The 12,991-nt window shown below is 57.1% G+C and carries 11 protein-coding genes; 5 read left to right on the top strand and 6 right to left on the bottom strand.

All coding sequences use genetic code 11. The features are described from left to right. The first annotated feature begins 20 nt into the window (after window positions 1-20). From RB_RS02315 to RB_RS02295, 5 genes are all read left to right on the top strand, one after another. The gene (locus RB_RS02315) at window positions 21-1,193 is read left to right on the top strand and encodes a DegT/DnrJ/EryC1/StrS family aminotransferase (protein ID WP_007341012.1); all 1,173 of its coding nucleotides are present in this window, start codon (window positions 21-23) and stop codon (window positions 1,191-1,193) included. A 116-nt stretch (window positions 1,194-1,309) separates the two neighbouring features. Further along, on the top strand, window positions 1,310-3,253 hold the full coding sequence (locus RB_RS02310; protein WP_164921387.1) for a tetratricopeptide repeat protein: 1,944 nt from the start codon (window positions 1,310-1,312) through the stop codon (window positions 3,251-3,253). Further along, on the top strand, window positions 3,250-4,305 hold the full coding sequence (locus tag RB_RS02305) for a MotA/TolQ/ExbB proton channel family protein (RefSeq protein ID WP_011118239.1): 1,056 nt from the start codon (window positions 3,250-3,252) through the stop codon (window positions 4,303-4,305). Before RB_RS02310 ends, RB_RS02305 begins: the two co-directional genes overlap by 4 nt. Beyond that, entirely contained in the window at window positions 4,305-4,703 is a 399-nt protein-coding gene (locus RB_RS02300) for an ExbD/TolR family protein (protein WP_011118238.1), read from the top strand. The genes RB_RS02305 and RB_RS02300 overlap by 1 nt, the downstream gene beginning before the upstream one ends. A gap of 18 nt (window positions 4,704-4,721) precedes the next feature. Next, a complete protein-coding gene (locus RB_RS02295; RefSeq protein WP_011118237.1) occupies window positions 4,722-6,632 on the top strand; it encodes a prenyltransferase/squalene oxidase repeat-containing protein in 1,911 nt (636 codons plus the stop codon). Between the two features lie 96 nt (window positions 6,633-6,728). Here RB_RS02295 and RB_RS02290 read toward each other — a convergent pair whose 3' ends face one another. The 6 genes from RB_RS02290 to RB_RS02260 all read right to left on the bottom strand — a co-directional run bounded on the left by RB_RS02290 (window position 6,729) and on the right by RB_RS02260 (window position 12,982). Continuing rightward, window positions 6,729-8,528 carry a pilus assembly protein TadG-related protein gene (locus RB_RS02290; RefSeq protein WP_011118236.1) on the bottom strand — a complete coding sequence of 600 codons (1,800 nt, stop codon included), beginning with the start codon at window positions 8,526-8,528 and terminating at the stop codon, window positions 6,729-6,731. A 290-nt stretch (window positions 8,529-8,818) separates the two neighbouring features. After that, window positions 8,819-9,292 (bottom strand): TadE/TadG family type IV pilus assembly protein, encoded by a 474-nt coding sequence (locus RB_RS02280; protein ID WP_011118234.1) that lies wholly within the window; start codon window positions 9,290-9,292, stop codon window positions 8,819-8,821. A gap of 9 nt (window positions 9,293-9,301) precedes the next feature. Further along, on the bottom strand, window positions 9,302-9,712 hold the full coding sequence (locus tag RB_RS02275; protein WP_231846134.1) for a TadE family protein: 411 nt from the start codon (window positions 9,710-9,712) through the stop codon (window positions 9,302-9,304). A 50-nt stretch (window positions 9,713-9,762) separates the two neighbouring features. Further along, window positions 9,763-10,698 (bottom strand): type II secretion system F family protein, encoded by a 936-nt coding sequence (locus RB_RS02270; RefSeq protein WP_007327813.1) that lies wholly within the window; start codon window positions 10,696-10,698, stop codon window positions 9,763-9,765. A gap of 2 nt (window positions 10,699-10,700) precedes the next feature. Next, the gene (locus RB_RS02265) at window positions 10,701-11,645 is read right to left on the bottom strand and encodes a type II secretion system F family protein (protein ID WP_011118231.1); all 945 of its coding nucleotides are present in this window, start codon (window positions 11,643-11,645) and stop codon (window positions 10,701-10,703) included. Then, window positions 11,642-12,982, bottom strand: a complete 1,341-nt coding sequence (locus RB_RS02260; RefSeq protein WP_164921386.1) for a CpaF family protein — start codon at window positions 12,980-12,982, stop codon at window positions 11,642-11,644. Before RB_RS02260 ends, RB_RS02265 begins: the two co-directional genes overlap by 4 nt. Window positions 12,983-12,991 lie beyond the last annotated feature (9 nt).

Here is a 12,991-nt window from a genome sequence, read left to right as displayed (position 1 = left end):
ATCCCGCATATATTTCACGGATGAGTCTCGCCATGACTGATAGCACCCCCGGCGTCCCTCTGTTGGATGTCAATCGCGACAACGCCCCGCACCGCGACGAATTCCTCGAAGCACTCACCGAAGTGCTCGACAGTGGACGTTTCCTGTTTGGTCCGGACGTGACCGAATTGGAAAACGAAGTCGCCGCCTACACCCAAACGCCCAACGCGGTCGGTTGTGCGTCCGGAAGTGACGCGTTGCTGTTGGCTTTGATGGCATTGGACATCAAAGCGGGCGACGAAGTCATCGTGCCGAGCTTCACCTTCTTTGCGTCGGTCAGCTGCATCACCCGCTTGGGTGCGACTCCCGTCTTTGCGGACATTTGCCCCGACACATACAACGTCGATCCTGAATCGATCGCGTCACTGATCACCGAAAAGACAGCCGCGATTATTCCGGTTCACTTGTTCGGCCAATGTGCCCAAATCGATCGGATTTGCGAAATTGCATCCGAGCATGACATTCCCGTCATCGAAGATGCTGCCCAAGCCATCGGTGCGGCGTACAAAGATCGCCCGGCTGGCAATTGGGGAACGGCAGGTTGCTTCAGCTTTTATCCGACCAAGAACCTGGGCGGAATGGGCGACGGCGGAATCTTGACCGCCACCGACGCTGGTTTTGCTGATCGTCTGCGATTGTTCGCCGGTCACGGGATGCGACCGCGCTACTACCACCAAGTCGTTGGCATCAATAGCCGACTGGACACGTTCCAAGCCGCCGTGCTCCGCGTCAAATTGCGTCACCTTGATGCCGCCGTGGAAGCTCGCACGATCAACGCGAATCGCTACACCCGATTGTTGACCGAAGCCGGTTTGGTTGGCGATGACCAACTCGGCACGCCATACCACGACAGCAACGCTCGACACGTTTGGAACCAATACACGCTGCGAGTTCCCGGCGGTCGACGCGACGCACTGCGAGCCCATTTGTCCGAACGCAAGATCGGATCGGAAATCTACTATCCGGTTCCAATGCACCAACAAGAATGCTTCCAAGATGTTCCATTCCGTCACGACGGTTTGAAGCACACCGAAGCGGCCAGTGCCGAAGTGTTGAACTTGCCGATCTTCCCATCGTTGACCGAAGCGGAACAAATTCGCGTCGTCGACTCGGTGGCATCGTTCTTTCAACAAGCCAACCGCGCGGCGGCTTGATCCAATCACTCGTTTCGAACGGGCGAGTCTCCAGGGTCAGCCGACTTTCGGACACTCGCCCGCTCTTCATGGAACACGGCTCTCTGAATCCCTCATCACGACTCTTCGATTCAGCCATGACTGTGACTCAAAACCAGTCGAAACATTCCCTTCGCCAAACAACCACTCGTTGGAAATCCATCGGGTTGGTTTGCGTGCTGCTTGCATTGCCGGCCCCGACGTTTGCGACCGCGGACGATTCGGAACTCGCTGCTGCAACCGGCCAACTGTTGCAACAAACGCACGGTGCCAAGTGGGACGACGCGATCGCGACCGCTCGCACAATCGCGGCCAACGAAGGTTCATCGATTCGATCCATCGCCGCTCTGGTTCAACTGGCTCGCCGGTTGGATTCCAGCGGCAACCAAGTTGAAAACGCCGCCGATGTTCACGACATGGCCGCCTATGCCGTGATGCGGTTGCGAGAAAGCGATCCAAACTCACTGAGCGCCGAACAAACGGCCAACCTGTTGCTGAGCGCAGCCAACGGATTGTCACGATCCGGCCGTCCCACCGACGCCCATCGTTGGCTTGGTGAGGTCAGCCAACTCGGCGTGACCAGCCCTGAATGGACGGCGACATGCATGACTGTCGCATCGGGATTGTTGGACGACGGTCAACTCGAATTGGCTCAATCGACCTACAACATGGTCATCGACAGCGGCGACAGCCCTCAACTGGCGACGGCAAGATTGGGATTGGCGTGGTGCACAGCCATGTCTGGCGAAGACGACCAAGCCGCTCTGACAGCGATCGATCAATTCTTAAAACATCATTCGGAACACGCCGACGTGCCTTCCGCGTTGTTGATGCAGATGTCGTGTCAATTTCGAACGGGGCAATCCGAATCAGCTGACCAAACACTCGAGCGATTGCTCACGCAACACGCGGATTCCAGTGCGTGCCTGCAAGCCATCGTATCGCACTGCGGCAACCATCCGCTGGAACCTTGCGATGGTCCGCTGGCCGATCACTTGATCACTCACGCGAAGAAGCTAATCGCGTCGCCTCAGTTCACCTCCACGCTGAAACCTGCCGCGATTGGTTTGTTGGTGTCCGCTCATAAAAACGACGCCAACGCGGAATCAATTTATGCGAGTGCCATCGCCACGCGAGATCAAACCGGCGACATGACCGCGGCGATCCTGGAACAACTGACCAGCAACGACCTCGATGCCGACGCCCAACGCATTGCGATGCGATGGATCTCGCCCGTTGCACCGAAACAACCCAACACCGGCCAAGACGCCGACCCGATCATTACCGCCGGCGTTCGCGAATCGGCGTGTCGCTGGGCCGGGCGTACATCGAACTGGTCGATTCTTGCGATGGCGGCCAAAGACGAAGAGTCCTTCTTCGATGGCAACGATCAAACCGCTGAACTTCGCGGACGCAACTTGCACGTCGAACGTTTGTTTGCCGAAGCGTTGCTTCAAACCGGTGACGCCAAGTCATCCTTGAAATGGTGGCAACGCATCGTGGACGAAGGCGGGGCCGACGACTTCCCGACCCTTCTTCGACTTGCAGAAACGGCATCCTCATCCGGATCGATCACGGAAGCCGCACAACGAATCGCCGCTGCTCGAGCCGCGATCTCACCGACATCACCGCAATCGGCGCTGGTCAATTTGTTGGCCGCCGACGTGGAGGTGCGACAACTGAATTTCGATCGCGGTCGTGCGCTGCTCGAAAGCGTTGTGAGACTCGGATCAGCTGACGAGGACGCTCGCGGTCGAGCCCAATGGATGATCGGCGAAACTTATTACATGCAAGAACGGTTCGGTGAAGCGATTGACGCGTACCGATTGGTCGAGGGTATCAGCGGCGAAGGCCAATGGACCGCTGCGGCGTTGGTGCAAGCCGGCAAGTCGTTTGAAAAATTGGGGCGGACACGCGAGGCCGCTGTCTGCTATTCCACCTTGGTGCGTCGCTTTGCGAACAGCCAACATGCGACCGGAGCCCGCCGCCGATTGGCCGCGTTGTCACCGGACGCCTCCTCTGAATCCCCACTTCGACGATGAATTCACATCGAGACAAGACTCGTCCCAACGCCAACCGCTTGCGTCCAACGCTTGCGGTCGCGTCGCGATTTTTACCGGTCGTCGTTCTGACGGTTGGGTTGTCGATTTGGTCGAACTGGCACGCTTCGGCCATCGCTCAAAACTTCGGCAGCCGGGGCTACAACCAACCGCGAACAAACAACGGCTTCGATAACAACTACAACGATCCATACGGCGCCGCCGGAAATCAAAACAACTTTGGTGGCGGGCAATACGGTGCGTCCGAACCGGTTGCTCAAATTGCGGCTCGCAACACCGGTGGGATGTCGATCCCGGAAGCCCCCGCAACCGATCAACTCGCCGGAGAAGGCGATCCGTCCGCTGAGTCCGAAGCCGCTTGGGAACCGCCCGCCTTCATCAGCAAGATCGCCGAGGGCGGCATGCTGATGATCCCGCTCGCGATCTGCTCGCTGATCGTCTTGGGACTTTCGATGGAACGCCTGATCTCGCTGCGTCGCAGCCGTGTGATCCCCAAACCGTTTGTTCGACGATTCACCGAGTGTGTCGAAGACGGACAACTCAGCTACGAAGAAGCCACCTCGATTTGCGACGAATTCGATTGCCCCGTCGCGGAAGTGTTCCATGCCGCGGTTCGTCGCTGGGGTCGTCCGATGTTGGAAATCGAACAAGCCGTGATTGACGCGGGCGATCGTGTCGGCGATTCGTTGCGTCGATTCTTGCGAGTCTTCCACGCGATCAGCAACGTCACACCGCTGATCGGGTTGTTGGGCACGGTTTTGGGAATGATCCAAGCTTTTGAAACCATCGCGGATCCCAGTGCGGGTGAAAGCGATTTGCTGGCATCGGGAATCAGCACCGCGCTGATGACCACCGCTGGCGGGCTGAGCGTGGCGATTCCGGCGTATCTGGCCTACATGTACTTCGGTGCCAAATCCGATGGTTACCTTGGAGAGATCGACAAGCTCTGCCAACGAGTGATCGATTGCATCTCCGCCGAAGGACTGGAGAACGCGGGCACGGCAAAGGCTCCTCGTAAACGACGGGCAGCCTGATGAAACGCAATCGCGGAACCGAAGACGCGACGATCAACCTGACACCGATGATCGATGTGGTGTTCTTGCTGGTGATCTTCTTCATGGTCAGCAGCAAGATGGATTCCAACGACAGCGGCGTGCAAGTCAACGTGGCTTCGGCCGACATGCAGTCGATGGCTCGTACGCCCGACCAACGCATCGTGGAAGTTCGCAGCGATGGTTCGCTCCTACTGGATGGCATCCCGATGTCATCCGATCAACTCACCGAAACTTTGAAGCAACAACGTTCGGTTTATCCCGGACTGCAAGTCAGCGTGCGTGGCGACAGCGACAGTTCGCTGCATCACGTAGTGCAAGTCATGCGTCAGATTGAGCTCGCCGGCGTGCAAAAAATGGGCGTCAGCGAACGACGCTAACCCTTTTCCGTTTCGCATATGCCAAATGTCTCGACCACGCCGATGATTCCGGTAGCAGGCGTTTCTGAAACGCCGTCGGTCGCTTCGTGGAACAACCTGGAAACTCTCTGGGCCGACCCCAACATCGTTCGTGGTGTCGCCCTGGTCGCGGTGACGTTTCTTGTCATCACGATCGTGCTGTTTCGCCGCCGCAAAACCAGCGGACGCGGTGCCGCGATTGTCTGCTTGATTCTGTCGGTTGCGTTGCACGGCGTGCTGATCGTGTACGTGCCCAAATTGTCTGTGTTTTGGTCCGGTGGCGGTCCGGTTTCTGATTCAGCCGCTGACGCCGGTGCTGCCGATATCGCCGTGTCGATGTTCGATCCCGAGATGCTGGAAACGCTGCAGGATTCCTCCGAGGCGCCCGTCGAAGCATCGCCTTTGGCCGCGTTGAAGTTGCCCGAGCCACTGATTCCTGAACGCGAAGTGGATGTGGAATCGTCCGAACCGCTCGCCACCGATGATTCCAATCACGAACCAGATTCCGACATTGCACCTCCCGCGGTAGAGATCCCATTGCCATCCATGCCGGCGACACTTGCGTCGGCAGCGATTCCTACTCAGCCTGCACCGACGGAGTCCGTCGATACCGAAGCGGCGGCGACCGACGCTCTTGATTCCAGCATCGACGATTGGCTGCAAACGGCACTCGCGGATCCAGTGGAGGAACCCGCCAAAGAAACGATGGAGCAGTCATCTCCAGAGATGACCTCGCCATCTTCTCGAAGTGGCGAATCTCAAACGGTTCGTTCCACCCATGACGACGCCATAGCAAAGATTGCATCGGTTCGCCCGGCGGCCTCGCTTCCCAAAGAACATTCCGCCGGAACCATCGATGAAGATTTCGCTTCGCGAGCCGGTGCCGCCAAAGCGCGAGCCTTGATTCAAAATGGCGGCAACGCCGACACCGAAGCGGCCGTCGAAGCGGCACTGAAATACCTCGCCTCGCAACAACGCAGCGACGGAGCCTGGGATCCCAAGACAACTGGTGCCGGCCAAGAACGCGCGCCGCTGGGACTGCATCGTGGTGGTGCTGGACGCAACGCCGAAACCGCGATCACCGGGTTGGCGTTGCTATCGATGCTTGGTTCCGGACACACTCATCAAGAAGGCGAACATCGAGACACCGTTTATCGCGGCCTCGCATTCTTGCTGTCTCGACAACGAACTGATGGGTCTCTGGCCAGCAACGCGTCCGTTTACGCGGCTCACTACAGCCACGCGATGGCGGGTTTGGCTTTCGCCGAAACCGCTGCAATGACCGCCGACCCATCCGCGATGGAAGCCACTCGCCGAGCGGTCGCCTACACCCGTTCGATGCAACATCCCGTCACCGGTGGATGGCGATACAACCGAGGCGACACGGGCGACCTCAGTCAACTTGGTTGGCAAGCGTTGTTGATCGACTCCGCGGATCGATCCGGTGCCGTTCCGCAGAATCGTCGCATGTCCGATGGCATTGCACGCTTCCTGGATTCGGTCCGGCGGGGACGCTCGGGCGGACAAGCCTGCTATCGCCCCGGCGAACCGACTTCGCCAACGATGACCGCCGAAGCCCTCGCGACACGATTGCTGATCGGTCAAAAGCTGCCTGACGCAACCATTCGCGAAGCCGAGTCCGTTCTGCTGGCCAACTTGCCCGGCCAAGGCAACGGCCCGGACAACTTTTACTACTGGTACTACGCCACGATGGCGCTGCATCAATTGCAGGACGACGCCTGGGAAATCTGGAACGCGGCGCTGAAACAACGATTGCTGTCCACGCAACAACCTGATGGGTCTTGGTCGGATCAATCGTTGTGGGGTGGCTACGGTGGCACGGTCTACACAACGTCGATGGCCACGCTTTGTTTGGAAAGTTACTACAGACACTCCCGCCGTCCCGAGTGAATAACGAGGAGTGAAGCGTGAAGCGGGCGTCCTTGCCCGCCTGCCCCCACGCCTCTCCCGTGCGGTGGACGTTCCAGTCCACTGCTTCCCCCGGATTCACTCCACCAGGAAAACATCCTGCGCTGCCGGAAACAAATTATTGGGCGACAGCCGTGTTGTTCCCACGGTCACCACGCGAGCCGTTCCCGATGCAATCTTGAGGTCCAATTCCGCCGACGCGGCGACCAACTGAACGTGTCCCCACTTGGCATAGATCGTTCCCGCGAGAGCATTGTTGCCAAGCAACTGCTGGCACTCCATCACAATGGGGCGACGATCGGTTGGATGTTGAAAGATCAGCATCTCGTTGAGCGGGTTGCCAGGCGAATTCAATCCCGTCAGCTTTCCGCCGGGTAGCAACGGCGCGATCACCACGCTCGGCACGATGTTGGTGACTCCGTGAGACCCCGGTGCACCGTCGCCGCTCGTCTCCTCCACAAAGTTGCCATCGGAATCGAACGATGCCTCGTCGGTGATGTAGAACAGCACCCCTTCGGCTTGGATCGGCCCCAGCAAGCACAACGATATCTCGGTGACCGGGTTTTTGCCGCAGATCACATAGACGCCCGGCTCGAATGTCACGCCTCCGGTGGGAGCGATCACGGTCATGGATCGATACACGCCCGGCGAGTAAGTCGTGTTGCAAAGTTTGTGTTCGATGGGATCCCGCACCGTGTCAAACACAGGCTTCAACAAGAACGAAAGTCCACCGAGGATTTCATCGAGCACAACCTCTGCACCACTCGCTGACAACGTGACGCCAACGATGTCCGTCTCAGGAGCCGACACGCCACTCACCGCACCAAGCATCAACGGGGAAGGCAAACTTTCGAGTGGATTGGGCACCGGTGCGCGGTTGGCTTGCAGCGGACAGTGGCCGCCATCGTCCAAGGGCAGATACAGATGCTCCCGGTCAACTCCCCCAACCACTCGGATGTGTTCGGCTTTCAATCGAGTGGTCGACAACAATGGCATGCACGCCACGGCATTCGGATACCCCGGATCACCGCCAACACATCTGCCGCGTTCATCGACGCCGCCCCACGCGTTGTTGACATGCACCGATCCATCGACCTCCAAACAACCCAGCCCTTCGATCTCCAAACCGGCGGTCAGGGCAGGCAAGTGCAACGTCAACGTGTTGGAGGCGACCTCATCAAGCACATCCGTCGTCGCATCCAAAGTGCATTGCAGCAATTCGTTTTGCAGCATCCCGTCGATCACGGCTGACAACAGCGGAACCGCGTCCAAGATTGAGCCCAGTTCGTATTGGTTGACCGCCAGACTTCTCAGTTCCAAATGTCCCAAATCCTGCAACAACGTCGGCAGATCTGCGATCGACAGCGGTGCTGGATCGGGATCCAAAATCATGATCGCCGCTCCGGGATTGACCGAGTCGACCCCAGCGACCGATCGGGTCACCATCGGATGCTCCCGCAATCCACCAAACAAATTGATGAACCGTGAACCGTAGGTGCCCGTGGTGACCACCTCGACATACTTCATGTCGCCCTGGTAGGCACCTTGGGATGGGGGCCGATGCACGACGACGCTGGTTGATGGCAGCGAATGCCCATTTGCAACCACATCCGTGGCGATCGAAGAGAGTTGATCGGATTGCCCTGAAAGCACATTCAGTGCCGCGGCCGTGGCGGCTGAGTCGGTCGCGTGTTGTTGCACCCACTGGTCCGTCGCGATCAATCCACCATCGAATACCAAACCGGTGAATGCCAACAAAGTCGGCAACAAGATCGCCATCGACACAAGGATCTTGCCTTCGCGACAGACACGCCGTGACCTTCGTACACAGAACGTCGACGAGTCATGTTCCCCAGATCGTGGTAGTGAGTGGATCATTGTTCGTTAGGTAAATGAGCGTTTGAAAACGGTTGGTAAAAGAGCTGTACGATGGGCTTCCAAGCCCGTCGGGTTCATCAAAAATAAGGCTGTTGCCAATCGGCCTAGCAACAATCGAAAAACAAGTGTCAGGCGGCAGGTGTGGCATAGGCTGTTGATTTAGTCGTATACCGAATGACAATCATTAGCCGTTGGGCGTTAGCCCCGGTTGGCGTCTGACTAACCGCCGCTAACGCGGTGCGGCTTAATAAATCAACAGCCCGCTATGCCACTTCTTTCTCGCTCGGTCCTTAGTTCAAAATCGTCATCGTTGTGGAACCTTCCAGATCAAACGGTCCCCAGGGCAACAGCCCCGGAACGATTGACGTGTGTTGATATTGCAATGTCACCCGAACACGGTCGCCCGGTCGGTTGTCGCCGTCCAACCAAGCCATCTGCACGCTGACATCATCTGGTTCCATCGTGGGGATGGACGTGGCAAGCGATGACACCATTGGGGAACCATCGGCGACCGCGCCGCTGTAGGCGGTCGGCCCCCAGCTTCCCGTGCGATCGGGAACCATGGATCCGTGAATCATAGCGCTCCGACCTGCTCGACGAGCCGCATCGGACAATGCATTCATGCGAAGCGCCGCGATGCCCAAATCCAGCATCGCGAACAAGACCCAAAGGAAAATCGGCAACGTGAACACGGCTTCCACCATGCTCGCTCCACGGCGTTTGGTGGAGCGTGATTTCGACCGTCGGTGATTGGACTTCAACATCGAGGGCTCCTATCGAAATTGATGAAATTCGGCATGGTGATGAACTTGAATTTCCGTTGGGAGCACGGGCCACTGCACCACGGTCCGAAACGGCAAAGTCACCTCGGTTTCCACCACACGAACACCGCTGGACAGATCGCGAAAATGGACATCGATCACCGAATCGTTCGGGTCGGTTGACGTCAGGTGGGCGAGTTCTTCTCGCATCACATTTACGACGTCGTTTCGCCAATCCGATTCCGTGGCGGCGGTGAATCGGTTCAACGCACCATGGGTGGCACCGACGCGAGCCGCGTTGGCAACGAGTTGTCGAAAGTGAATCACCCTCGCGAAATCGCAGCATGCAAAAACGAGCAGCAAGAACATCGGCAACACGATGGCAAACTCCGTTGCCGTCGCTCCCGCGCGTTTCAGATGCAAAGCATGCTTGCTCCGAATCGGACTTCGGTGAGTCTTCGATCGCGTGACATTCATTGCGCTGCAAACGCCTCCTGAATCTTGAAGGCGGCCGGGCTGACCAAAACAATGAAAATCGCGGGAAAGATGAACAGCATCGTCGGCAAGATGATCTTGACCGATGCCTTCTGAGCGTTCTCTTCGGCGGCCTGCTCTCGTTGAAATCGCAGCATGTCGGCATGCCCGCTGAGTGATTCCGAAACGTTGGTCCCGAAACGTTGGCCTTCGCGAATCAGCGAACTGAGGGTGCGAAGTGCGTCGTAACCCGAGCGATCGGCGAAACGACGAATGGCTTTGTCGACCGGCGATCCCAAATCAATGTCGTGCTGAACCAAGTCAATCTCATGAGTGAACGCGGGATGGATCCAACGGAGCTCTTCACCCACCTGTTTGATGCTTTCCTGAAGACTCAATCCGGCATCCAAGCAGACCACCATCAGGTCCAAGAAATCCGGCAACGCGGCTCGAAGCATTTGGTGATATTTGCGGACCGCTCGTTTCAACCACATGACCGGCAACGAATACGCCAACAGCATGAGAAACGAACTGGACATCACCGCCCAGTTCAGCGGCATTTCGCCTCGGTAGCAAAGCGAACCAAAAACAATCGGGGGCACAAGAAACAACAACCAACGCAGCATCGTCAATTTGCGATGCATCCCATGATGATGGATCCCCGCGTTGATCAGTTGGCTTTCCAAGTTCAGAGCACTTTTGCCACCCAACCATGTCGTGCCTGACTTGGGCGTTTCTTTTGGATCACCAAAGTCGGTCGACTGGTCCGTGCCCGCTTCTTCCGAGTCGTCTTCACGCAGCATTTCGGCAACGCGACCATCGACGATCCGCCAATACGGATCCCACAGCAGGAATGCTAGGTAAAACAGTATCGATACCGTTGCAAAGATGCCAACGAGAGCGATCCACTGAGAAGCCATGAAGAAATCAAACATGTTCAATACTCAAAGTTGACGATTCGACGGATCAACAACGCCCCGATGCCTTGCGACACACCGGTTGCAACAAGCAATCGTGGGCGTTCCAAAAGCGTCTCCGCGTATTCGGGCGAAAACAAAACGATGGCTCCCAGTGCCACAAACGGCAGCACCACCAAAACCAAGGCCTGCATCCGGCCTTCCGCCGTCAACGCCTTGATGCGATCACGCAATCGCAATCGTTTGGTAACCATCTTGGACAGGTTGTCGAGCAACTCGACCAAATCGCCTCCCGATCGGTTCTGCACCAACAATGCGACGACAAAGATCCGCAGTTCCATCACCTGATTTCGCTCGGCAAGTTTTCGAAACGCGAGCTCCCGCCACATGCCGAGTTCCTGTTGCTCATAACAAAGAGCAAACTCTTCTCGGATCGGTGATGGACAATCCTCCGCAATCATTTGCAGTGCCGAAGTCACCGTTTGGCCGGACCGTACGGCACGACTGATCAATTGAAACACTTCCGGCAACTGTCGACTGAGTTGTTGGTTCCGTGCGTTCTGTTTGGCGAAAAGGAATGCAAACGGCAGAAGCAGCCCAATCAATCCTGTCGCGATCCCGAGCCGAATGTCCCAGTAACCACCGAGCAACGTTCCGACCGTTGCGATCACCAACACGGTGACCCACCATTGTTTGACCGTCCATTTGATGCCCGCTTGGTTCAACAGCGTCGTCAGTGACGAACCACCAAACATCCCCAGCAACATTCCGGTGGAACCAGCCTGCGACCACTCTTTGAACAATGACGCCGAATCAGTTTCATCCAATTCGCGGCTGAGCGTTGCCAATCGTTCGTGGATTCCAAACTGATATCGCAACACACGTTGGTAAAATACTGTGCTGGAAACAAAGACCACGACCGAAACGGTGAAGAAGATGCCAACACATATGATCCAAACGTTCATCGTGACCCCCGCAAACCATTGAGTTTTCCGTCAGACAAAACACCTTCACGAAAATACGAACGTGACACTTTCCAACCTCGACGTTCCAGTCGCTCCAGACATTGGGGGATAATCCCTTTTGCCTCAAAACGGCCTTGCGATCGACCGTGCTCGTCCATGCCTGTCTGGCGATAGACAAACAGGTCATGCATGTTGACCGTTTCGCCGTTCACACCGGTGACCTCTGAAATCTGAACGATCTTTCGTTCTCCGCCTGGCATTCGCGTGACGTGCACGATGATGTGAATCGCCGAGGCGATCTGACGGTGAATGAACCACATCGGCAAATCGGTGGCCGCCATGCTGACCAGCATCTCCAGTCGATGGACCGCTTCCCGGGCATCGTTCGAGTGAATGGTCGACATGCCACCGTCGTGGCCGGTGTTCATCGCTTGCAACATGTCAAACGCTTCCGCGCCGCGACATTCGCCCATGATGATGCGGTCCGGCCGCATCCGAAGGGCGTTGCATAACAGGTCCCTGGCGGTCACCTGTCCTCGACCTTCCAAATTCGAGACGCGAGTTTCCATCCTTGCGACGTGCGGTTGCTGCAGACGCAATTCCGCCGCGTCTTCGATGGTTGCGATCCGCTCTTCCTTGGGCACAAAGGCGGATAACAAATTCAACAGTGTTGTTTTTCCGCTGCCTGTTCCTCCCGAGATCAAAATGTTCATTCGTGCCCGCACGCAGGCTGCAAGAAAATCCAACATGACCGGCGTGGCCGAATTGGACTCGATCAGCGATTTGGCGGTGATTGGTTTGGTTGAGAATCGTCGGATGGATACCAACGCACCATCGAGTGCCAACGGTGGTATCACCGCGTTCAATCGACTGCCGTCCAGCAAGCGAGCGTCCACCATTGGGCTGGACTCATCGATCCGACGTCCGACACGCCCCGCGATCTTGCGAACGATGTCCACCAAGTGATCGTTGTCTCGAAACTTGATCGGTGTCGGTTCCAACACGCCGCCCCGTTCGACATACACGCAGTCGGGACCATTGACCAAAATGTCTGAGACCGAAGGGTCTCGCATCAATGGTTCCAACGGCCCCAATCCCATCGTCTCGTCCACCAACTCGTCAATCAGTCGCTGACGTTCGGCTTGGGACAACAGATCGGAATGCATGCGAGACAATTGCTCGGCACCTCGCCGCAGCTCTTCTCGCAAGCGGTCTTCTTTGACCGAACGTGAGACGGCCATGTCGATCCCGCTGATCAACTTCTCGTGAATCTCGGCTTTCAATTGTTGAAAGCGATTTTCGCGGGCTTCGGGATCAATCGTTGCTGATCGAATCATCTGGTTCCC

This window comes from Rhodopirellula baltica SH 1 (genome assembly GCF_000196115.1).
Taxonomy (GTDB): Bacteria; Planctomycetota; Planctomycetia; order Pirellulales; family Pirellulaceae; genus Rhodopirellula; species Rhodopirellula baltica.
This window is presented reverse-complemented; position numbering and strand designations above follow the sequence as displayed.

Excerpts from the sequence above, each read along its gene's own strand:
- RB_RS02315 (WP_007341012.1), top strand. The coding sequence starts at position 21 with ATGAGTCTCGCCATGACTGATAGCACCCCCGGCGTCCCTCTGTTGGAT.
- RB_RS02310 (WP_164921387.1), top strand. The coding sequence starts at position 1,310 with ATGACTGTGACTCAAAACCAGTCGAAACATTCCCTTCGCCAAACAACC.
- RB_RS02305 (WP_011118239.1), top strand. The coding sequence starts at position 3,250 with ATGAATTCACATCGAGACAAGACTCGTCCCAACGCCAACCGCTTGCGT.
- RB_RS02300 (WP_011118238.1), top strand. The coding sequence starts at position 4,305 with ATGAAACGCAATCGCGGAACCGAAGACGCGACGATCAACCTGACACCG.
- RB_RS02295 (WP_011118237.1), top strand. The coding sequence starts at position 4,722 with ATGCCAAATGTCTCGACCACGCCGATGATTCCGGTAGCAGGCGTTTCT.
- RB_RS02290 (WP_011118236.1), bottom strand. The coding sequence starts at position 8,528 with ATGATCCACTCACTACCACGATCTGGGGAACATGACTCGTCGACGTTC.
- RB_RS02280 (WP_011118234.1), bottom strand. The coding sequence starts at position 9,292 with ATGTTGAAGTCCAATCACCGACGGTCGAAATCACGCTCCACCAAACGC.
- RB_RS02270 (WP_007327813.1), bottom strand. The coding sequence starts at position 10,698 with ATGTTTGATTTCTTCATGGCTTCTCAGTGGATCGCTCTCGTTGGCATC.
- RB_RS02265 (WP_011118231.1), bottom strand. The coding sequence starts at position 11,645 with ATGAACGTTTGGATCATATGTGTTGGCATCTTCTTCACCGTTTCGGTC.
- RB_RS02260 (WP_164921386.1), bottom strand. The coding sequence starts at position 12,982 with ATGATTCGATCAGCAACGATTGATCCCGAAGCCCGCGAAAATCGCTTT.